This is a genomic window from Devosia algicola, assembly GCF_028816455.1.
GTDB lineage: Bacteria > Pseudomonadota > Alphaproteobacteria > Rhizobiales > Devosiaceae > Devosia > Devosia algicola.
In genome coordinates, this window is the sequence record NZ_CP118246.1 from 60,512 (window position 1) to 79,048 (window position 18,537).

24 protein-coding genes and 1 pseudogene are annotated in these 18,537 nt (G+C 60.1%); 20 read left to right on the forward strand and 5 right to left on the reverse strand.

Annotated elements, in window-relative coordinates:
* Positions 1-720 precede the first annotated feature (720 nt).
* From PSQ19_RS00360 to PSQ19_RS00375, 4 genes are read left to right on the forward strand one after another with little or no spacing between them, the layout of a single operon-like run.
* Positions 721-2,097 (forward strand): PAS domain-containing sensor histidine kinase, encoded by a 1,377-nt coding sequence (locus PSQ19_RS00360; protein WP_282219134.1) that lies wholly within the window; start codon positions 721-723, stop codon positions 2,095-2,097.
* On the forward strand, positions 2,084-2,533 hold the full coding sequence (locus PSQ19_RS00365; RefSeq protein WP_282219135.1) for a sensor histidine kinase: 450 nt from the start codon (positions 2,084-2,086) through the stop codon (positions 2,531-2,533). The genes PSQ19_RS00360 and PSQ19_RS00365 overlap by 14 nt, the downstream gene beginning before the upstream one ends.
* On the forward strand, positions 2,530-3,705 hold the full coding sequence (locus PSQ19_RS00370; RefSeq protein WP_282219136.1) for a peptidoglycan-binding domain-containing protein: 1,176 nt from the start codon (positions 2,530-2,532) through the stop codon (positions 3,703-3,705). The genes PSQ19_RS00365 and PSQ19_RS00370 overlap by 4 nt, the downstream gene beginning before the upstream one ends.
* Positions 3,705-4,043 carry a DUF1491 family protein gene (locus tag PSQ19_RS00375; protein ID WP_282219137.1) on the forward strand — a complete coding sequence of 113 codons (339 nt, stop codon included), beginning with the start codon at positions 3,705-3,707 and terminating at the stop codon, positions 4,041-4,043. The genes PSQ19_RS00370 and PSQ19_RS00375 overlap by 1 nt, the downstream gene beginning before the upstream one ends.
* 27 nt (positions 4,044-4,070) lie before the next feature.
* Here the strand turns inward: PSQ19_RS00375 and PSQ19_RS00380 are convergent, their stop codons facing one another.
* Entirely contained in the window at positions 4,071-5,213 is a 1,143-nt protein-coding gene (locus PSQ19_RS00380) for a DUF2336 domain-containing protein (RefSeq protein WP_282219138.1), read from the reverse strand.
* A gap of 191 nt (positions 5,214-5,404) precedes the next feature.
* Here PSQ19_RS00380 and PSQ19_RS00385 point away from each other — a divergent pair, with 191 nt between their 5' ends.
* Positions 5,405-5,587: a hypothetical protein gene (locus PSQ19_RS00385; protein ID WP_282219139.1), complete on the forward strand. Its 183-nt coding sequence runs from the start codon at positions 5,405-5,407 to the stop codon at positions 5,585-5,587.
* 43 nt (positions 5,588-5,630) lie between these two features.
* Positions 5,631-6,401 carry a hypothetical protein gene (locus PSQ19_RS00390; RefSeq protein ID WP_282219140.1) on the forward strand — a complete coding sequence of 257 codons (771 nt, stop codon included), beginning with the start codon at positions 5,631-5,633 and terminating at the stop codon, positions 6,399-6,401.
* Between the two features lie 2 nt (positions 6,402-6,403).
* On the opposite strand, the gene PSQ19_RS00395 is transcribed toward PSQ19_RS00390, so the two are convergent.
* From PSQ19_RS00395 to PSQ19_RS00410, 4 genes are all read right to left on the reverse strand, one after another.
* Complete coding sequence (locus PSQ19_RS00395) at positions 6,404-6,949, reverse strand: DUF1254 domain-containing protein (protein ID WP_282219141.1); 546 nt, start codon at positions 6,947-6,949, stop codon at positions 6,404-6,406.
* Entirely contained in the window at positions 6,946-7,119 is a 174-nt protein-coding gene (locus PSQ19_RS00400; protein WP_282219142.1) for a hypothetical protein, read from the reverse strand. The genes PSQ19_RS00395 and PSQ19_RS00400 overlap by 4 nt, the downstream gene beginning before the upstream one ends.
* Positions 7,082-7,453: a DUF1214 domain-containing protein gene (locus tag PSQ19_RS00405; RefSeq protein ID WP_282219143.1), complete on the reverse strand. Its 372-nt coding sequence runs from the start codon at positions 7,451-7,453 to the stop codon at positions 7,082-7,084. The genes PSQ19_RS00400 and PSQ19_RS00405 overlap by 38 nt, the downstream gene beginning before the upstream one ends.
* 201 nt (positions 7,454-7,654) lie before the next feature.
* Positions 7,655-9,817, reverse strand: coding sequence for a transglycosylase domain-containing protein (locus PSQ19_RS00410; protein WP_282219144.1), 2,163 nt, complete (start codon positions 9,815-9,817; stop codon positions 7,655-7,657).
* Positions 9,818-10,094: 277 nt separating this feature from the next.
* Between PSQ19_RS00410 and PSQ19_RS00415 the strand changes: the two genes are divergently transcribed.
* The 14 genes and pseudogenes from PSQ19_RS00415 (at position 10,095) to PSQ19_RS00475 (ending at position 18,535) form a co-directional block, all read left to right on the forward strand.
* Positions 10,095-10,418: a YcgN family cysteine cluster protein gene (locus PSQ19_RS00415; protein ID WP_328517703.1), complete on the forward strand. Its 324-nt coding sequence runs from the start codon at positions 10,095-10,097 to the stop codon at positions 10,416-10,418.
* A gap of 106 nt (positions 10,419-10,524) precedes the next feature.
* The gene (locus tag PSQ19_RS00420) at positions 10,525-10,785 is read left to right on the forward strand and encodes a hypothetical protein (RefSeq protein WP_282219145.1); all 261 of its coding nucleotides are present in this window, start codon (positions 10,525-10,527) and stop codon (positions 10,783-10,785) included.
* Entirely contained in the window at positions 10,736-11,212 is a 477-nt protein-coding gene (locus PSQ19_RS00425; protein ID WP_282219146.1) for a diguanylate cyclase, read from the forward strand. Before PSQ19_RS00420 ends, PSQ19_RS00425 begins: the two co-directional genes overlap by 50 nt.
* A 152-nt stretch (positions 11,213-11,364) precedes the next feature.
* Positions 11,365-12,600, forward strand: coding sequence for a DUF2254 domain-containing protein (locus PSQ19_RS00430; RefSeq protein WP_282219147.1), 1,236 nt, complete (start codon positions 11,365-11,367; stop codon positions 12,598-12,600).
* A 47-nt stretch (positions 12,601-12,647) separates the two neighbouring features.
* Positions 12,648-13,127: a hypothetical protein gene (locus tag PSQ19_RS00435; protein WP_282219148.1), complete on the forward strand. Its 480-nt coding sequence runs from the start codon at positions 12,648-12,650 to the stop codon at positions 13,125-13,127.
* Complete coding sequence (locus PSQ19_RS00440) at positions 13,088-14,311, forward strand: DNA-packaging protein (protein ID WP_407649185.1); 1,224 nt, start codon at positions 13,088-13,090, stop codon at positions 14,309-14,311. Before PSQ19_RS00435 ends, PSQ19_RS00440 begins: the two co-directional genes overlap by 40 nt.
* Positions 14,312-14,340: 29 nt before the next feature.
* Positions 14,341-14,643 carry a hypothetical protein gene (locus tag PSQ19_RS19230; protein WP_328517705.1) on the forward strand — a complete coding sequence of 101 codons (303 nt, stop codon included), beginning with the start codon at positions 14,341-14,343 and terminating at the stop codon, positions 14,641-14,643.
* On the forward strand, positions 14,637-15,494 hold the full coding sequence (locus PSQ19_RS00445) for a phage portal protein (protein ID WP_328517706.1): 858 nt from the start codon (positions 14,637-14,639) through the stop codon (positions 15,492-15,494). The genes PSQ19_RS19230 and PSQ19_RS00445 overlap by 7 nt, the downstream gene beginning before the upstream one ends.
* Before the next feature lie 19 nt (positions 15,495-15,513).
* Complete coding sequence (locus PSQ19_RS00450; RefSeq protein WP_282220763.1) at positions 15,514-15,702, forward strand: hypothetical protein; 189 nt, start codon at positions 15,514-15,516, stop codon at positions 15,700-15,702.
* Positions 15,703-15,705: 3 nt separating this feature from the next.
* On the forward strand, positions 15,706-15,834 hold the full coding sequence (locus tag PSQ19_RS00455; protein WP_282219149.1) for a hypothetical protein: 129 nt from the start codon (positions 15,706-15,708) through the stop codon (positions 15,832-15,834).
* Positions 15,831-16,406: an HK97 family phage prohead protease gene (locus tag PSQ19_RS00460; protein ID WP_282219150.1), complete on the forward strand. Its 576-nt coding sequence runs from the start codon at positions 15,831-15,833 to the stop codon at positions 16,404-16,406. Before PSQ19_RS00455 ends, PSQ19_RS00460 begins: the two co-directional genes overlap by 4 nt.
* A pseudogene (locus PSQ19_RS00465) lies at positions 16,334-17,553 on the forward strand (phage major capsid protein). Before PSQ19_RS00460 ends, PSQ19_RS00465 begins: the two are co-directional and overlap by 73 nt.
* Before the next feature lie 77 nt (positions 17,554-17,630).
* Positions 17,631-18,197 carry a head-tail connector protein gene (locus PSQ19_RS00470; RefSeq protein WP_282219151.1) on the forward strand — a complete coding sequence of 189 codons (567 nt, stop codon included), beginning with the start codon at positions 17,631-17,633 and terminating at the stop codon, positions 18,195-18,197.
* Positions 18,194-18,535, forward strand: coding sequence for a phage head closure protein (locus tag PSQ19_RS00475; protein WP_282219152.1), 342 nt, complete (start codon positions 18,194-18,196; stop codon positions 18,533-18,535). The genes PSQ19_RS00470 and PSQ19_RS00475 overlap by 4 nt, the downstream gene beginning before the upstream one ends.
* Positions 18,536-18,537 lie beyond the last annotated feature (2 nt).

The window sequence follows — 18,537 nt, forward strand, 5'->3', positions numbered from 1 at the left end:
GGCAGCGCACTTGTGGCTCAGGCCGGAGGTTTTATCGGGCGTTTGGGGAAACGCCGACCTCCGGAGCGTCAAGAATGCGCTGGTGCGCGCACTCTATCCCGCAAGACCCGGGCGCCGCCGGGGAAGCGGCACCTGGATCAATGTCGGCGAAGCCTGCATGGGGGTGCTGACTTGCGGGGATGCGGAAATGGCGGCCGCCAGCACGGCTTTGCCGCCGACGCATTGTAGGCTCGCGCACGGAGTTGCCTCGACCTGTTCGGCAATCAGTTGCTGGCCGCGCGCCATGGCCTGGTCGGACAGCGAGGCTGGCAGCCACGCTCAGATCAACACCGGGTTTGATCACCATGAAGGCCAGAAGTAGCCAGAATGCAGAGCGAAACAGAAACATGATCCGGGTCCAAAAGTGCCGGGCGACACCAAGTAAACTAATGCAGGCAAACCAATTCGCCTGCTGGGACCATATCTAACGATACCGCTTTAAGACGGGCTGGCAGAATTAGATAGAATTTTAGCTAAAAGCGATCACCCGCACTCAACTTTGGGCAAGGTCTTGTTTACGCTAACCTTAGAAACAACCTCCCCAAACGCGCTTGGCCCCCCATCGACCGCCCGCATTTAATTGTGTCTTAGGTCTTGGGTCGCAGGGTGGCAGCCAATGAGACCTGAGTTGTTATCAGGCTATGGCTGGTCCATCGGGCGTCGTGGAAGTGAGTTTATGTAATGCGTAGCTTTTTCTCTTTTGGCGCAAGCAGAGAGATAAATGAGGCGATCACCGGCGGTGGCAATCGCCCCGAGGATCTGCGTCGCCAATTGCTGGCCGACAATGCCATTTTTATTTCAGCGACCTGTGCCCTGGCCATGCCCGCGGTTATCTATGTCGCGCTACAGGGCTCGACACTCCCCTTCTTCATCGCCGTGCTGGCCCTGATTGGTGGGATCATCAGCCTGATGCTGCAGCGCCATGCGCGATTTGAGGAAGCCGCTGCGGTTCAGGTCCATATATTGTTGATCGCCGGGGTGTTGTTGACGCTGGCCGATCATGGCTTTGTCGATGGCGGATTGGCGATTGCCCTGCTGGGACCGATCTATGCCTCGCTGGTGTCGCGGCCGCAGATGCGCCGGATCAGTTGGATCCTGATGGTGGCGATCGCTGCTGTTGGTGGCCTGTCGGCGGCCCTTGATGGGGCGCCGCTGGGCACTAAATATGTGGATTTAAGCTTGATTGGCCTGACTGGTTTTGCGTTGGGCGCGATCATGATTGCCCGCACCGCCGGTCGCATCGGCATGAGCTTTGAAATTCAGGAAAAGTCGCAGCTGGCGACCTATCGGCACCTGATCGAGCATGTACAGGACGCCGTGTTCCGGTTCTCGACTGCGGGAGAGTTGCTGTTTCTGTCGCGATCATCTGAAAAGCTGTTTGGGTGCCCGCGTTACGAATTGACCGGCGCCGGGTTGGGGCAACGCATTCATGTGCTGGACCGCCCGGCGTACCTGACCGCTTTTGCCGATGCCAATCAGGCCGGCATCCAGCGCACCATCGAAGTGCGGATGCGCCAGGATGATCCGCGCGCCAAATCGGCTGTGCCACAGTTTATCTGGATAGAGGTCAATCTTTCCCCGGTAATTGAAACCCGTACCAGCGGCTCGCGTTTTGAGGTTGTTGGCCTGTTGCGCGATGTGACAGCCCGCCGCGATCAGGCCGCCGAAATGGAAGCGGCACGCCATGCCGCCGAAGAGGCCTCGATTGCCAAGTCCCGCTTTCTGGCCACCATCGGGCATGAATTGCGCACGCCGCTGAACGCGGTCGTCGGCTTTTCGGAAATGATGACCAGCGGCATTGGCGGGGAAATCTCCCCGACCCACCGTGAATATGCCACGCTGATCCACCAAAGCGGCACCCATTTGCTCGAAGTGGTGCGGATGCTGCTGGATATGTCGCGCATTGAGGCGGGCAAGTTTGAGTTGAGCACCGACACTGTCACGCCGGGCGATCTGGTCGAGCCGTGCCTTCAGATGGTGCAGGGCGGGGCCAAGGATCGTCAGATACGAGATCGCCTCGACCATCGCCAAATCGCTGCCGACCATGGTGGCCGATGAGCGGGCCTGTCGGCAGATTTTGATCAATCTGCTGTCCAATGCCGTCAAATTCAGCCATGACGGCGGCGAAGTGACGGTGTCGCTCCGCCAGCAGGGCCAATATCTCAATCTTTCGGTCAGCGACAATGGCATCGGCATGTCCGCCGAGGCCATTGCCCATATTGGTGAACCCTTCTTTCAGGCGCAGGATGGCCTGTCGCGCGCCTACGAGGGCACCGGTCTTGGCCTGTCCATCGTCAAGGGTCTGGTGGAGCTTCACGGCGGCACGCTGCGCGCCATGTCCGAATATGGCGCGGGCACAACAATGACAGTTTTGCTGCCTATAAACGGTCCAGCAATAAAACTGCCCGATACTGCGACCGTAACACCCCTTTATCCCGATCCGGCGCCCGTCGAAACGATTCCATGGCAAGACCAAAAAAGAAACGCATTATGACAGCTACGACCTTGACCCATCTGCCACTGGCAGCCGGTAGCGCCATCGCAAGCGCGCTTGGGCGTATGGGGCTTTGGGCCCTGTCGCGATATTTTCGGGCACCATTGACCAATACCGCACTGGTGGCACTGGTAGGCATGACCGCGTTCGCGGCCAGCAATGCGCTCTATTTCCAGACTGCCATCCATCCCGCGCCGCTCTTTATGGCCGACCCCACCATGCCGCCGCCAATTGCAGCGCCGCAGCCCCAGATAATGCCTGCCAGCCGTGTCGCCCCTCTGCCGGTGGTTGCAGCCCCGGTTGCAGAACCAGAACCGATTACCGGTAGCGTCGGGGCGCCATCAACCGGGCCGGTCGGCAATACGGATGTTTACAATCTACAAAAGAAACTGGCTGAGATGCGCCTGTTTCAGGGCGAGTTGGACGGCTATTACGGTCCGATGACGGCCCAGGCCATTCGCGCCTTTGAAACCCGCAACGGCTATAAGCCAACCGGCGCCATGAGCCCCGAAATCATCGACGCCATCATGCGGGCTGATGTTCAGGGCAATGTCGTGGCGCCAAGGCCACAGGCTCTCGCCGCGCCGATCCCCGCGCCGGTTATGCCGGCCCCGATTGCGCCAACTCACACTGAGGCGCCCGTCATGGTGCGTGCCACCGTGGTTGAGCCGGTGCAGCCCGACCGTCTGATCGGTCGCTTGCCATCAATCGAACCGCAGGACCAGATTGGCGAGGCGCTCAACACCGTTGCGCAAAGCGCCGCTGACACAATCGACGGCATTGTTGCGGCCATCGACGGCGGCCGCAGCGCCCCGGTGTCAAGTCGCGCACCAGTGCCGAGTCAGCCGGTTGGCCGTACGCAGGTGCGCCAGCAGGTAGCCGCCTATGTCCAACCCGCAGCGACGCCCGCCGCTATCGTGCAGCCTGCGGCCATCCAGCCGCCCGCAGCGCCGGTACGACAGGCCACACCGACTGCCAATCTCGGGGTGACGGAAAAAGTCCAGCGTGGACTTGCCAGCCTTGGCTTCCTGCATGGACCGATTGACGGGGAGGCTGGTGAAGATACCGCGCGCGCCATCCGCAATTTTGAAGTCTATTACAATTATGATGTGACCGGTCGGGTCAGCCCGCAGCTGGTTGATATGCTCACCGCCGCAGGCGCGACCTTCTAGTGTCACGCCTGCGGAGTGACCTGTGGTGCGGCGCATTCGTGCGACGCCACAACGATCTGGGCAATATGTGCGTAATATCGCGCCGGGGCGACCCGATTGCCGGGCAGGTATTTATTGAAATCGACCATCTCGACGGTACGCTGAGCCTGTTGACCCCGGCCCCAGGCATGGCGCTGGTCGAGTCAAATGCCAATTTGGTGTTTCAACGACGGTTGATTCGGGCCGAACCGGCAAAAGTGCACGCCCGCATTGCCCGCGAAGTCGATTTTGATCCTGATCTGTGGGTTTTGAACCTCGACCTGCGCGGCGACGATCCGGGTATCGAGATCATCGACTAGGGCGGCGAGCGTTCCGATATGATGGCACTAGCCGGCGCGTTTGGCCCCGATCCGCGCCAGAGCCTCGATGGCCTGTTCGACCACCGGATTGTGCGCCGGGGCCAGCATCGGGGTGCGGCGACTGGTCTGGTTGAACGGCTTGTATTCGGGTTTGGCCAGATCAAGCAGATTGACCTCCCCACGCCAGGCACTCATCAGATAGGCCATCGATTCGGGCGTGACATTGCCAAACAGAGTGGCAAAGTCGGCCAGTGCCCGCGAGCGCTCCTCATCGTGCGATGTGGCATGGATCAGTACTTTTAGCCCGTCATAGGCACTGCAACCAAAGGCACGCAGCACTACAAATAGTGACGCACCGGTAACATCATGGGCAATCTGGCCGCAGCGTACTTCGTCCAGACCGCTGATCTGGGCGAGCAGCTTTGTGACCTCGGGGCGACGATTTTCCGAAAACAGCTTCATCAGCGCCTTGGTCAGTTCCTGATTGGCAACCGAGAGCATTTCAATGGTTTTTTTGATCGGCGCTACCGGCGTCTGCCGGTTGGTGAAGGCCTTGATCACCTTGATCCGATGGTCGTCGGACAGGTCAAAGAATGCGGGAGCCAAAAGAGCGCAGTCGAAATCATTTCGTTCGGCCAGCGATTCGGCCACCATGTGGTCCATTTGCGCTGAACGGGCCAAGGCGCTCAGATAAGCGCCGCGTGGCGCGATGGCGTCATTGGCGGCCAGCGCCCGGTAGACTTTGCGCGAATTCATCTGGAACAGCTTGGCCAGCGCTACATTGGTCAGATCGGGACGACGCGCGATAACACTGGCGGCGGTTACGTCGCCGCGCGCAATGATATCGAGCAAGGTCGCCTCGGAAATTTCATCGGCCCGTTGCAGAAAGTCGCCTAGATCTTCGCCAATATTGGCAACGACCAGCGCCTCGAGCGTCGGGGACAGTGTTTCGGCGCGCCCCAGAATGGCGGCACCCTTGGCTTTGGCCTGCGGGCCGGCAATCGGGAACAGGCGCGAGGCCAGCGCCTCAAACTGCTCCATTTCGGGATTAGTCGGCCGGCCACGCCGCGCATAAGCGTCGCACGCCGCAATCAACAACGTGTTTGTTCGGTCGACGCCGCCCGATTCAATCAGCAGCTGGAATGTTTCGTAGGGCTGGAAACCAAGCATTTTTGAACCATCGACTCAATTAAACGCGGAAGAATGTGCGTAACCACACTCTTGCCGCCAATTCGTTAGCAGACTGTTAACCTTGACGATCTCTTAATGGGGAAAGGCGCAAGGGGCGTTGCGCCGGACCGTAATTTTCGAACTGTGTTGCCTCCGGTAGGGACGGGGGGACCGACATTTTGGAGGCCAGCTTGGGAAAGCTTGTCAAATTCGACCAACGCCGATCCCTGGCCCGCAAGGCCAGGTTGACGACCGGTGATGCCCAGATATTGATGTTTACCGGGGTGCGTTATGAGCGCGGCACGACGCCAACAGCCATGTCGAACCCGTGCATCGGGCCATCGAAGCCCAAGCCCAGCCGCAAGCGTGGGTAATTTGGTTTGTTGGGGTACACGTGCCCTGTGCGCAACGGTGCTGATGCTCGGGGCCGGTTGCGTAGCGCGTCCGACTGGCGATTTCGGCCGTGCCCAACCCAGCTTTACCCATGATACCGCGATGCCCTTCGTCGGAAACCTTGCCGCCCGCGGGCGCGGCGAGCCGGTTTCACAGTTCAACCAGACCGATATCGAAGTGGAAATGCACGACCGCGTCTGGCGTTTCCTCATTGCCGAGCACACCAGCGACTGGTTTCACAATACCGCCGTGGAATTGCAGCGCACACGCCTGACCCCGGCACTCGATCAGAATTTTTCAGAAAAAGCCTATTATGAATGGCTGCAGCGCACGCGCTTCAAATCAGCGCCAGTGCGCTATAGCGCTGTCGGTGCCGACATTCTGGCCGACACCGACACGGTGCCCGACACATTTGCCGCGATCTGCAAGGTCATCGAAGTCGACCGGCAACGGCTGGTCACCAAAAATGCCCTGTCGGACCTGGAACCGGAGGTGCGCGCCGGGGTCGATGCGCGCCGCGCCGAAAATCAGAGCTTTATCGCCTGGTTCGTTAGGGCGTTGAACTATCGCTACGTCAGCTACAATTATGCCCTGGATCACCTTCTGGTTGAAACACCCGATGAGCGCTCAATGGACGTTGACGCCAAACTCGCCACGATGGGGCAATATGTCGACCGGGCCAATCGCGGTGATTTCTGTTCGCAAATGGCAGGGGGCAGGGCCGGTTCGGGCTTTGTCATTCCCTCGCGCTATCAGACGATGCACATCGACAATGAAGTCATCGACCTCAAATAGGATCAGGGTTTGGGGCCGCAGGAAATGGCCGAAAGCGCCCGCTCATAACGTGGGCGCACCGCCCGATGCGGCGGTGCCAACCGCACGACGACGAATAGGTCATCAGTACTGGCTTCGATGATCAACAATCCTTCGGCAATATCGATTTGCTGTTCGGCCAACAGGCGGGTTTGCCGGGAATTGAAAATGCCCATCTGCAGGGTCTTGCCGATGCCATCGCGATTGGTTGTGGCATATTCGATGGTGCCATCGCGATCATAGATCGCAATTGACCAGAAGGCGTCGGGCAGGGTGCCGTTAAGATAGGCCGGGCCATTGGCAAGATCGAGTTGGCAGACCCCATAACTCAATCCCGGATCAAGCCCCAACGGATTGGGCTGTCCGGGCTTGACCTGCGGTAGCAGCACAATCGTGTTTTTGGCATTCAGCGATTCGATGCGGGTCCAGACGGTATGCTCGGCCAGCGCCGGCAGAGTCAGAATGACAATCAGGTGAATGATGCCACCAAGCAGCACCCCGCCCGACAACCAGATCAGCAGGCGCTTCATGAGCACCCAACCTTCGAGATGGCAGGCAACGCGACCTCGGCTGAACTGAGGCCGGACGCCGCCACGGTGTCATAAAGTGTCAGCGCCAGACTGAACGGGCCGGTGCCCTTGAGTTCGAGCCAGTTGAGTGGCTCAAGTCTGGTGCCGACAAATAGGCTCGATGCCGCCATCGGCGCCGCGCGACAATTGATTGGAGCCAATCCAGCCCGTGGTGCCCGGGCGGGCAACATTGACCCCAGCCGGGTCAAGCGCCACCAGTGTCCATAGGGTAGCGACCGGCGTGCGCCCGCTCACGCGATAGGTGCATCCCAGATTGAGTGGCGCGCCACTGTCATCGGTGCTGGCCATGAACTGCAGACCCTCGGACTGGCCAAGCTGAAGCTGGGCCTGTCGGGCCAGATGAGCGCGCGTGTAAGGATTGGGATTGGGGGTGCCGACATCGGGCCAGGCAACCCAGGCGCCTGAATGCAGGCCGCCCAGCAGACCCGTATCTGACAGCGCCATATAGGCTCAGCCCGAACCCGGTACCCAGCGCCACGACCAGCATGGCCAGAAGATTGAAAACGAAACGCAAGGGCTAACGGTCCGAACGGGTTAAAATGGACATCTGGGGCTCGATCAGCGCCGACGACCGGCAAGGCCGCTGCCTTTGCCTATAGCAATCGCGCCCGCGCATAGAAAGGCGTTTCCCCCTTCATCAACCGCTCAAAGACTGTTTGGGGCGATGGCAGGCGTGGCCATGGCCTGATCGGGCGATGTTTTAAGGGCCTGCTGCGCCAGCTTGAGACGATCCGCCAGATCGATCAGCTTGGAAGCCGCACCCGGCTTGAGACCCGGCGGGCGTTGCGCGATTTCCTCGGCAGCGCTGTCAGCATCCGCATCGGCGACAATGGTTTGCTCGGGCACGAAATCGACCCCGAATACCGGCTCGATCTGGACATTGGTATGGGCAAAGGCCATGAATTTCTGCCACGCCATCGCCGGTAGACTGCCGCCGGTCAGCCGGTTGGTAGGCTGGTAATTGTCGTTGCCGAACCACACCGCCGCCACGTAATTGCCGGTGAAACCGCAAAACCATGCATCGCGATAGGAGGAGGTGGTGCCCGATTTGCCAAGCGCGGGAACGCCGGGAACCTGGGCCCGCCGTCCAGTGCCATTGGTAATCACCCGGCGCAACATGACATTCATGTTGGCGACTGTCTTCTCACTCAGGACACGCTCGCGCGGGGCATTGAGATCCTTGTTGAAAATGACGTCGCCGGTAAGACTGGTGATGCGGGTGATGCCAAAGGCGGGCGTCTTGTATCCATCGTCGGCCAGAACGGCATAGGACGAGGTCATGTCCAGCACCGAAACCGAGGCAACCCCCAGCGCCAGCGAGCGGGTGACCGGATAATCGGCCTGCAGGCCCATGCGATGGCTCAGCGCCGCGATCGGCTCGCGACCCGTCTTGATCGAGAGCGTAACCGGCACGGTATTGATCGAGGCGGCAAACGCACTCAACAGGCTGACGCGCCCCTTGTAATTACGCCCATAGTTTTGCGGACACCAGTCGCCGATACAGACCGGCCGGTCCGAAATGGTGTCGGAGGGGGTCAGGCCCAACTGCTCGAAGGCCTGGGAATAGACGAAAATCTTGAACGCCGAGCCCGGCTGGCGGGTCGAGACGATGGCGCGATTGAACTGGCTCTTGCCATAGTCGGTGCCCCCGACCATGGCGCGAATGGCGCCCTTGGTGTCGGTGACCACCATGGCTGCCTGACCGACCTTGTACTGTTCGCCATTTTCCCGGATTACTGAATTGATCGAGTCCTCGGCATATTTTTGCAGCGTCGTATCAATGGTGGTGCGGACGGTGAAATTATTGGAGGTGTGGCGACTGGCCTGGATAATGTCCTTGGCCTGCTCAAAGGCGTAATCGAGAAAGTAATTGGGGCTGTCGACATCGTCAGTGCGATTGACCGGGGAGGCCGGATGGCGTCGGGCCGCCGTTACCTGACCCTCGGTCAGGAAGCCGGCATTGACCATATTGGTCAGCACCACATTGGCCCGTCCACGTGCCGCCGCCAGATCGACGTGGGGAGCATATTTGGTCGGTGCCTTGAACAGGCCCGCCAGCATCGCCGCTTCCGCCAGATTGATGTCGTTGACCTTCTTGCCGAAATAATATTCGGCCGCCGCCGTCACCCCGAAATTGCCGCCGCCCATATAGGCGCGGTCAAAATAGAGCTTGAGGATCTGATCCTTGGTGTAATGCCATTCCAGCCAGACCGACAAAAACGCCTCGGTCACCTTGCGCTCAATAGTGCGCTCGGGCGACAGGAACAGGTTCTTGGCCAGTTGCTGGGTGATCGAAGAACCACCCTGCGTGCCGTTGTCGCCCTGGGTATTGGAGACGATGGCGCGCAAGGTGCCCACCACATCAACCCCGAAATGGTCGTAAAAACGTCGGTCCTCGGTGGCCAGCGTCGCCTTGATCAGATAATCGGGCATATCGGCCAGCGCCACACTGTCATCGGAGCGAATGCCGCGACGGCCAATCTCATTGCCGAACTTGTCCAGAAAGATCACCGAATAATCTTCGGCCTTGTTAAACTCGCCGGTCGCCGTGACATCAAAGGCGGGAAATGCCAGCAGCAACACCAGGATGGTGCCCAGCGCACCAAAGGTCAGCCCGTCCGAAAGCAGTTCGACAAACAGCCGTTTGATGCCGCGAACCCGAAAGATCGCCATGAAATCCTGAAAGCGCGTATAGCCACGGCCCAGCGATTCACCGAACTCGAACAGCGAGGAATCCAGCCATGCATCCGCCGCCAGCATGTTGGACTTCTTGGCGTGCTTTTGTTTTGTATAAAAGGGGTCTTGCATCGCCACGCTCGTTACTGCCCCGCAATGGGCACCCCAAATGTTGAACGCGGGCGCCACAATAGCAAGTTAATCGCCTGAATATGATTGCGCACGCCATGCTACAAGAGCAAACACGCAACATCATGAATGGCACGAACGGATATTATGGCCTTCTGGGACGAAAAATCGCTTAACGAGATGAGCCCGGCCGAATGGGAAGCGCTTTGCGACGGTTGTGGCCGCTGCTGCCTGATCAAGGCTCGAAGATGAGGATAGCGGCCTGCTGATCACCTCGGACGTGCATTGCAAGCTGCTCGATGGCGACACCTGCGCCTGCACCGACTATCCAGGACGGCAAAAACAGGTGCCCGATTGCATCAAGCTGACGCCCGAAAATATCACCGAAATAAAATGGATCCCCACCACCTGCGCCTATCGCCGATTGGCCGAAGGCAAGGGGTTGGCGTGGTGGCATCCGCTGGTATCGGGTGATCCGCAAACAGTTGTCGATGTTGGCGTATCGGTCAAGGGGCGCACCTTCAGCGAACTCGACATTGCACCCGGAGACTGGGAAAATCATGCCGTGGACTGGCCCGAATGGGAGCCACCCGAAGAACTGTAGCGGGTCAGATGCTGGACAATCGGGCCAGGGGTTTACTTGGTATTAACCATAATATGGCGAGATAAGGCCAAGTATTTTCCACAGCTTAGCCCAGAACAGGCCAGCCATGAGTGTTTCCGACCTAAGCCCCACAAGCAATGATCTATTCTGGGGCCGGGTGCGTGCCGCACTGGGTGGCCTGCGCATTACCCGCACACCGGAGCGGGAGCGCACGCCAGCCTATGGCAAGGCGGCCATAGCGCGATCGCTGGGCATGAAGCCGCGTCTGAGCGCCGAGGACCGAAGCGGAAATTGCCGAGGCCTGGATGGTTTCGGGGGTGATCAATGTTTCAATGTGCCTGATGGTTATCGATCTCGACCGGTTTGACGATTATTTTTCCGCCTATGGCAAAAGCGCCAGCGAGGAATGCGTCGACACAGTTCTGGCCACGATCAATGCCAACCTGCCGCGCGAACACGACAAATGCTTTCGCTTCGGGCGTCACCAGTTCGTCGTGGTACTGCCTGATTATCCGCTGTTGCTGGCGCGCAAGGGCGCCGACAAGATTATCAAGGCCGTGCACGACGAGGCCATTCAGCACAAGGAGAGTCATGCGGGCGTTGTCACGGCGAGCGTCGGGATCGCCGCAGCCAATCCCAGCGGCAATCTCAGCAAGAAATTTTTTGAAGTGGCCGCCGCCGCGCAGGCCAAGGCGGCGCGCCGTGGCCTTGGGCGTATGCAGGCCGTCGATCTGCGCAAACCAAAGGGCGACAAGGCCAAATCAGGCGCGGCCAAAAAGGCAAAGGCTGCCTGATTCTTTCAGAAATTATTGCCTGCGCCGGCCAGGCGCTTGTCATTTCGACCATGTCATCGAACCATCTCACGCTTTGCCGCTGGATGGGGCTTTCGCTTTTTTGACAACCCTTTAGGTTCGTCTGCGTTCATCTTGAACAGTGGGGGACTTCGGTGAGTCAGATCAGTTTTCAGTTTCGCCAGATGGCGCAACGCATGTGGTTTCTGCCCGCGGCCTTCTCCTTAGGCGCCATTGTTACCATTCTAATCGCCTACTATGGCGCGCAGTATGCCCCCGCCGCCGACAAATTGCCATTCACCGTGCCCTCGAACAGCGTTGTGTCGATCCTGACCATTCTGGCATCAAGCCTGCTGACGGTTTCGGTCTTTGCCCTGTCGACCATGGTCAGCGCCTTGGCCAGTGCCTCCCAATCGACCACGCCGCGCGCTGTGCCGCTGATCGTGGGCGATCGCAGCGCCCAGACCTCGATTTCGATTTTTATCGGGGCGTTCCTGTTTTCAGTTGTTGGCATTATCGGCCTGTCGTCGGGCATTTATAGTGAAGCGGGGCGGTTATTGCTGTTTGCGGTGACCATCGTCGTGGTTGTGTTGGTCATCGCGGCGCTGATCCGCTGGATCGGTCAGATTTCGGCAATCGGCCGGGTCACCGAAACCATCGACCGTGTCGAGGCGGCGACAACCAAGGCTTTTGATGCGCTGTCCAACCGGCAATTGTTCGGCTGCTCGGTCTTGCGCGGTGAACCGTCCGGCGTGCCGCTGGTTGCCGACAAGATCGGCTATGTGCAGCATATTGATGTGTCCAAACTCCAGCGCGTCGCCGACGAGCACGAATTGCAAATTGCCATAGTCTCGCGCCCTGGCGCCTATGCCGCGCCGAACTGGCCGCTGATGGTGGTGATGGGCGAGGTTGACGACGAGACGCGCGAACGGCTGGTCAATGCCTTTGTCATCGGCGACAGCAGGACGTTTGAAAGTGATCCGCGATATGGGCTGATCACCTTGAGCGAAATTGCCGGAAAAGCATTGTCGCCCGGCATCAACGATCCCGGCACGGCCATCGATGTGATTGGCACGCTGGTGCGGATATTGGCCGCCCACAAGGAAGATGACGGGCCACGCGCTGTAAAATATGTCCGCCTGTCGGTAGCAGCGCTCGAACCGGCGGAGTTGCTCGAGGATGCGTTTCGCTCCATCGCCCGCGATGGCGCGGCCAGCGTCGAGGTGGTGCTGCGCCTGCTGGCGGGCCTTGAAACTATTGCAGCGGGTGAACCGGAATATGCAGAAGTTGCGCTGGTTACAGCGCGTGATGCCGCCGAACGCGCCCGCGCCGCCCTGACGGCAAAAAGCGATCTGGCGGCACTGGAACGCGCGGCGGCCTTTGCCCAGTAATTTATCCATCTAATCCCCGCGTGTCGGGGCGATGCTATTGTTCAGGCATGGTCGAAAAACTGGGTTTGAACGAAGCGGGCACTGCCCGGCGCGATTGGGAGGCCATCAGGGCCGCCTATGAAAGCCGCGAGATGTCGCCGGCTGCCATCTGCGAGCAGCACGGCATCACCATTTTCCAACTGCGCTATCGCCGCCAGAAGGAAAACTGGCTGGACTGCCGTACCAGGGTGCAGGGACGCGGTCCCATCATCAACCGCATGCTCAGGGTGCTCGACCAGCAAGTGCGTGTGCTGGAGAAACAGATGACACAATCAATCGACAAGGAAGCGGCCTTGCTTGGCACCATGGCCAAGACGCTGGAAAAATTGATCGAAATCGAAAAGGCCGAGCGCAGCAGCGAGCCGGTTCAGAAAAAGGATATTTCCGAGCTGCGCAACAAGCTGGCCCGCCGCATTGACCAGGCTCAAACAGCGCTGAAGCGGACGAACTGGCGGCAAGCCTTGCCCGCGACGATCTTGAACGGCTGATCTTTGACTGGCCATTCTGGGCTGAGCCGGCGCAATTGCCGCCATCAGGGGACTGGACCACCTGGCTTTTGATCGGCGGGCGCGGCTCGGGCAAGACAAGGGCCGGGGCCGAATGGGTGCGGGACTTGGCCAGTCAGGGCGTATCCCCGATAGCGCTGGTGGGCGAAACCATCAGCGAGGCCATCGCCGTGATGATCAAGGGCGACAGCGGTCTGCTCAATGTTCATTTGCCGGACGAAAGGCCAATCTTGCGTCAAAACAGTTTGATCTGGCCCAATGGTGTGGAAGCCATGGTGCTGTCAGCATCGGACCCGGACCGGTTTCGCGGGCCACAATTTGCCGCTGCCTGGTGTGATGAGGTTGCCAAATGGCCAAATGCCGAGGTTGCCTGGGACATGTTGCAATTTGGCCTGCGGCTTGGCAAACGCCCGCGCCAACTGGCCACGACAACGCCGAAGCCAACCAAACTGCTCAAGCGATTGTTGACCGACCCGCGTACCGAAGTGACGCGGATGAAAACCGCCGACAACCGAAACAATCTGGCCGACAGTTTTCTTGAGGCCATTGTCGGGCGCTATCGCGGATCGGTACTGGGGCGTCAGGAACTCGATGGTGAAATGATCGAGGACCTGCCCGATGCATTGTGGAGCCGCGCCATGTTCAAACCGCCGAATGATCTGGCGATGGGCCGGATCGTGGTGGCGGTTGATCCGCCGGTAACCGGCCATGCCGGATCCGATGCGTGCGGCATTGTCGTTGCCGGACGCGCTGGCGAGGGCGCGGTGGTGCTGGAAGACCGAACCGTTAAGCCGGCAGCGCCGCTGGCCTGGGCGCATCGGGCAGTGGCCGCGTTTCATGCCCATGGGGCTGACGCCATCGTGGTTGAAGTCAATCAGGGCGGCGATCTGGTCAAATCGGTGATTGCTCAGGTCGATGCCAATGTGCCGGTCAAACCGGTGCGGGCCAAACGCGGCAAGTGGCTACGGGCCGAGCCGGTCGCCGCCCTCTATGGCCGTGGGTTGATCAGCCATGTGCCTGGCCTCACCGATCTGGAAGACGAAATGTGCGGCTTTGGCGCTGATGGGCGCAGCCAGGGCCATTCGCCCGACCGGGTTGATGCGCTGGTGTGGGCACTGACCGAACTGATGCTCGATGATCTGACGCCAAGAGTGCGCGGCCTCTAGGGCTGACGCCACAAGCAAAGGAACAGAACATGCCGAACTGGATCTACCGCCTGCGGGGCGGGCGGGTGAACGCGCCTGCCGAAAGCAAGGCGCGGGGAATGGTGAGTTTAAGCCCGTTAGGCGAGGCGCAATGGAGCAATCGCGGTTTTTCGTCGCTGGCCAATGAAGGGTTTGCCAAGAATCCGGTGGTCTATCGCTGCGTGCGCCTGATCGCCGAAGCCGCCAATCGGGTGCCACTGGTGGCCAACCATGACGGAAAGCGCCTGAGCGAACATCCGGTCATGACGCTATTGGGGCGACCCAATTCGCGCCAGTCCGGGGGGAAATGCTAGAAGCGGTCTATGCCTATCTGCAAACGGCGGGGAACGCCTACTTGCAGGCGGGCATGGTCGATGGCGAAGTCAAGGCGCTCTATTGCCTGCGGCCCGACCGGATGCGGGTGGTGCCGGGGCGCGACGGCTGGCCCGCCGCCTATGCCTATACCGCCGCCGGACGCACAATGCAGCTGAGCCAGACAACCGAACCGGTTCCCAGCGTCCTGCATATGGCGCTATTTCATCCGCTCGATGATCATTATGGCATGGCCCCGCTCGATGCCGCCCAGACTAGTCTCGACATTCATAATGCCGCCGGAAAATGGAACAAGGCGCTGCTCGACAATGCGGCGCGGCCTTCGGGAGCGCTGGTCTATTCAGTGGCCGGGGGCAATTTGAGCGGCGAGCAGTTTGACCGGCTCAAGGCCGAACTGGAACAGGGCTTTGCCGGGGCCGCCAATGCCGGACGACCCATGGTGCTCGAAGGCGGGCTGGACTGGAAAACCATCGGCCTGACGCCGCGCGACATGGATTTTATCGAAGCCAAGAACGCGGCGGCCCGCGATATTGCCCTGGCCTTTGGCGTGCCGCCAATGTTGCTGGGCATTCCCGGCGACAATACCTACGCCAATCTGGCTGAAGCCAACCGCGCCTTATGGCGCCAGACCATCATTCCGCTGGTGCGTCGGGTGACCGATGATCTCTCGAACTGGTTGGCCCCGGCTTTTGAAGGTACCCAGATTACTGCTGATTTCGACGGCGTTGAAGCGCTGGCCGAGGATCGCAGCGCCATGTGGGCGCGGATCGGGGCCGCCGATTTTCTCAGTGACGATGAGAAGCGGGCCATGCTCGGCGTTGAAAACGGCTAGAGCCAAGGGATTTTCCAACATGGATGAGTTGACGCGCACCGTGATCGAGCGGGGCGATCTGGCGCATTTGGCGTTGTTTTTATGGGCGAGTGGGGCCAGCGGGCTGCTGGTGTGGACGCTCAGGGAACTGGCGGCGGCAAACCGGCGGTTCAACCACTTTGTCCACGAGATCGCCAGCCTGAACCAATTGTTCAAAAAAGGAGATTGAGCCATGGCGGAAAAAACCGGCCGGGACAATGCGCAGCAGACGTTTCGCCAGTTTGCCTGGCATCTGGCGGGAACGCTTGCCAGCGCCAAGGGCACCAGCAAGCCTGCCAAGGCAGGTGGAGGCAAGCGTTGACGCGGTCAATACCGATTGATGCCGATGGCCGATTTGTCGGCTATGCCAGCGTTTTCAACTTGCCCGACGACAGCGGCGACGTGGTGATGCCGGGAGCCTTTGCCAAAAGCCTCAAACGCCGCAATGCGGACCGGGTGCGGCTGCTGTTTCAGCATGACCCCAAGGAACCGGTCGGGGTGTGGGAAACCATTGTCGAGGACGGGTTCGGGCTCTGGGTCAAGGGACGCCTGGTGGCGGGCGTGCCGCGTGCCGATGCGTTGCGGGCGCTGATCGAACGCGGCGCGATTGATGGGCTCTCCATCGGTTTTCGCACCATTCGCGCCACCCGCAGCAAGCCAGGGGGTCAACGCCAGGCTCTGGCAGATCGATCTTTGGGAAATCTCCATTGTCACCTTTCCGATGATGGACGGGGCCCGCATCGCGCAGGCCCTCAGACCGGCAACCGGCGCGGCAATCGCGGCGGCCATTTCAGCCTTACGCCAACCTTAAAGGACCAACTATGGATCAGACGACATCAAGCCTCGAAATCAAGGCCGGAAACGACGATATCAATGCGCTCTATGCCGAGCTAGCGGGGGCCTTTGAGGAATTCAAGGCCACCAATGACCAACGGCTCAAGGACATTGAAAAGCGTGGTGCTGCCGATGGCTTGCTCGAAGGCAAGGCTCGATCGCCTCAATCAGGTGCTCGACGGACAAAAGTCCGCACTTGAACGCGCCGCCATCGAGCGGGCCCGTCCCGCGCTCGACGGCGTCGTTTCGGCCCAGCCCGACGGCTACAAGGACGCGTTTTCCGCCTATGTGAAACGCGGCGAGGAAAAGGCACTGTCGGTCGGCGTCAATGCCGATGGCGGCTATGTGGTGCCTTCGGAAACCGAAACCGAAATCACCCGCCTTTTGGCCGCTGTTTCGCCCATTCGCGCCATTGCCGGGGTACGGCAGGTGTCGGGTTCTGTCTATAAACGCGCCGTTTCGGTATCCGGGCCTGCGGTGGGCTGGGTCGGAGAAACCGACACCCGCCCGATTACCGATAGTCAGCCGCTGGTTGAATTGAGTTATCCGACCATGGAGCTTTACGCCATGCCGGCAGCAACCTCGGCGTTTCTGGAGGACGCGGCGGTCGATGTGGGCCAATGGATTGCCGATGAGGTCAACACAGCGTTTGCGGCGCAGGAAACCACAGCGTTCGTCACCGGCAATGGCGTCAAGAAGCCAACCGGCTTTCTGGCGTCGACAACGGTAGCCGAAAGCAGCTGGGCCTGGGGCAAGCTGGGCTATATCGCCTCGGGCGCCGATGGGGCATTGCCCACAAGCAATGCCAGCGACGTGCTGGTCGATCTGGTCTATGCGCTCAAGGCCGGCTATCGCCAGAACGCCAGCTGGGTGATGAACCGCCAGACCCAGGGGGCCTTGCGCAAGGCTCAAGGATGCCGACGGCAATTATCTGTGGCAGCCCGCTGCCAGTGCCGATGGCAAGGCGCGCTTCATGGGCTTTGATCTGGTGGAAGCCGAAGACATGCCCAATATCGACTCGGACGCACTTTCGATTGCTTTTGGCGACTTCAAGCGCGGTTATCTGATCGTTGACCGGCAGGGCGTATCCATCCTGCGCGACCCGTTCTCGGCCAAGCCCTATGTGCTGTTTTACACAACCAAGCGCGTCGGCGGCGGTGTTGCCGATTTCGACGCGATCAAACTGCTCAAGTTCGCCGTCTCCTAAGGGCGCGACGTCACCCTCTCCCGCGATCCCTCCCAAAGAGGGAGGGTGACAACCAATCAACAACAGGAAACAGTGTCATGACCTCTTATCTGCTGGCGGGGCCCGCCGGGGAGCCGATTTCGCTCGCCCAGGCCAAGGCTTTTTTGCGGGTGGATGATGAAGCCGAAGACGGCCTGATCACCACGCTGATAACCGCTGCGCGACTGCACATTGAAGGGGTGACCGGCAAGGCGCTGATGGCCCAGACCTGGCGGGTGGGGCTGGATTACTGGCCCGAAAACCGCGTGGTCAAACTGCCCGTCGCGCCGCTGGTCTCGATTACGGCCATTACCGCCTATGACGGCGACGGCGAGCCGCACACCATCGCGGCAGCACAGTTCTTTGCCGAGCCAAACCGGTTGTTGCTGCCGATCATGGTCGCGGGGATGCCGACATTGCGTGAGCGTGGCGGCATTGAAATTGACTATGTCGCCGGGTTTGGCAGCGACCCCGAAGATGTGCCCGCTGATCTGACCCAGGCGATGTTGAGCCTTGTTGCGTACTGGTTCGAGCACCGCGACGCAGTGATCGTGGCAGGCTCCGGCGCGGTGGTGCCAACGGGGTTTGACCGGTTGATCGCGCCCCACAAGCGGGTGCGGCTATGAGCGAGCGGATACCGGCGATCGGTACACTGACCGACCGGGTGCAACTCAAGCGCAAGGACATGAGCCTTGAGGACGCGGGCGGTATTGCGACGCTATTGGTGCCGTTGGCGACAGTCTGGGCGCGGGTGCGGCGCTTGAGTGGACGGGCAAGCAGAAGCGCCGATGGACAGGCCGTAGTGGTGAGTCACAGCGTGGTCTTGCGCTATCGCAACGATATTGGCGCCGGGGACCGGATTATCTATCGCGGCCGCAATCTTGAGGTGATCAGTACCGCCGATATCAATGGGCGGCGAGCCTATCTGAGCTGCCTGTGCAGCGAAATCCAGATGATTGGTTAGGG

Excerpts from the sequence above, each read along its gene's own strand:
- PSQ19_RS00370 (WP_282219136.1), top strand. The coding sequence starts at position 2,530 with ATGACAGCTACGACCTTGACCCATCTGCCACTGGCAGCCGGTAGCGCC.
- PSQ19_RS00435 (WP_282219148.1), top strand. The coding sequence starts at position 12,648 with ATGGTCGAAAAACTGGGTTTGAACGAAGCGGGCACTGCCCGGCGCGAT.
- PSQ19_RS00455 (WP_282219149.1), top strand. The coding sequence starts at position 15,706 with ATGGCGGAAAAAACCGGCCGGGACAATGCGCAGCAGACGTTTCGCCAG.
- PSQ19_RS00365 (WP_282219135.1), top strand. The coding sequence starts at position 2,084 with ATGGTGGCCGATGAGCGGGCCTGTCGGCAGATTTTGATCAATCTGCTG.
- PSQ19_RS00380 (WP_282219138.1), bottom strand. The coding sequence starts at position 5,213 with ATGCTTGGTTTCCAGCCCTACGAAACATTCCAGCTGCTGATTGAATCG.
- PSQ19_RS00470 (WP_282219151.1), top strand. The coding sequence starts at position 17,631 with ATGACCTCTTATCTGCTGGCGGGGCCCGCCGGGGAGCCGATTTCGCTC.
- PSQ19_RS00390 (WP_282219140.1), top strand. The coding sequence starts at position 5,631 with ATGCTCGGGGCCGGTTGCGTAGCGCGTCCGACTGGCGATTTCGGCCGT.
- PSQ19_RS00400 (WP_282219142.1), bottom strand. The coding sequence starts at position 7,119 with ATGGCGGCATCGAGCCTATTTGTCGGCACCAGACTTGAGCCACTCAAC.
- PSQ19_RS00475 (WP_282219152.1), top strand. The coding sequence starts at position 18,194 with ATGAGCGAGCGGATACCGGCGATCGGTACACTGACCGACCGGGTGCAA.
- PSQ19_RS00395 (WP_282219141.1), bottom strand. The coding sequence starts at position 6,949 with ATGAAGCGCCTGCTGATCTGGTTGTCGGGCGGGGTGCTGCTTGGTGGC.
- PSQ19_RS00360 (WP_282219134.1), top strand. The coding sequence starts at position 721 with ATGCGTAGCTTTTTCTCTTTTGGCGCAAGCAGAGAGATAAATGAGGCG.
- PSQ19_RS00450 (WP_282220763.1), top strand. The coding sequence starts at position 15,514 with ATGGATGAGTTGACGCGCACCGTGATCGAGCGGGGCGATCTGGCGCAT.
- PSQ19_RS00405 (WP_282219143.1), bottom strand. The coding sequence starts at position 7,453 with ATGGCGCTGTCAGATACGGGTCTGCTGGGCGGCCTGCATTCAGGCGCC.
- PSQ19_RS00445 (WP_328517706.1), top strand. The coding sequence starts at position 14,637 with ATGCTAGAAGCGGTCTATGCCTATCTGCAAACGGCGGGGAACGCCTAC.
- PSQ19_RS00410 (WP_282219144.1), bottom strand. The coding sequence starts at position 9,817 with ATGCAAGACCCCTTTTATACAAAACAAAAGCACGCCAAGAAGTCCAAC.
- PSQ19_RS19230 (WP_328517705.1), top strand. The coding sequence starts at position 14,341 with ATGCCGAACTGGATCTACCGCCTGCGGGGCGGGCGGGTGAACGCGCCT.
- PSQ19_RS00420 (WP_282219145.1), top strand. The coding sequence starts at position 10,525 with ATGAGTGTTTCCGACCTAAGCCCCACAAGCAATGATCTATTCTGGGGC.